This window comes from Streptococcus pluranimalium (assembly GCF_047785745.1).
GTDB lineage: Bacteria > Bacillota > Bacilli > Lactobacillales > Streptococcaceae > Streptococcus > Streptococcus pluranimalium_B.
On sequence record NZ_JBLOJT010000223.1, the window covers coordinates 1 to 691 of the forward strand.

General features: G+C 37.8%; 1 protein-coding gene. It reads right to left on the reverse strand.

Translation table 11 applies throughout. The annotated features are described in order from the left end of the window. Positions 1-277: 277 nt before the first annotated feature. The coding region (locus ACMZ6U_RS10630; RefSeq protein ID WP_416108372.1) for a DDE-type integrase/transposase/recombinase at positions 278-691 on the reverse strand (414 nt) is incomplete at its 5' end.

Genomic DNA, 691 nt, shown 5'->3' on the forward strand with positions numbered 1-691 from the left:
ACAAATAGGGCTTACTTAATAACTACTTGAAGTTTTTAGAGGTGCCCATATTGGTGTGCTATAAATTCTCTATTATGAACAAACTACTTCCCATTTATGGCGTCATTATTATAGATAGGGAGAATTCTTTTATAGGTCATGTGATTCACTCAATGACATGGCATTGTTAGTGCAGTGTCTTCTTAGTTAGTTAAAATTCTCTTATTAAGAATAGTGAATATTTGTCAATGATGTGAGACCAAAAAGAGTTGTTTAAGAAGAATGGTTTGTTATCCTATCAGGAGCTATCTCCTGATAGGATTTTTCTGATTTCGATAGGAGATTTCCAGCCTAAAGTCTGCATAGGTAGTCTGTTTGATTTGTAGAGATAGGCTTTCATTTGTTTGTTGAGGCTTTCGTAAGAGTAAAACTGGAGATGTTGGTAAAAACGTTCATTGTCATTGCGATGGCTGCGCTCCACCTTGCCATTGTGACGAGACGTTCTAGGACGAATACACTTGTGCTCAATTCCTAGTTTCTGACAGAGGATATCAAGCGGGTGTATCTGCTTTGTTTCCCTGAAATGAGTGAACTTAAAACCATTATCGGTTTGAAAGATTTGAGGTTCGTAACCAAAATGCTTAATGGCCATCTGAAGAAATTGGACAGTAGAGTGAGAGGATTGTTCCTTGAAAGGGAAGGTGAACCGCTC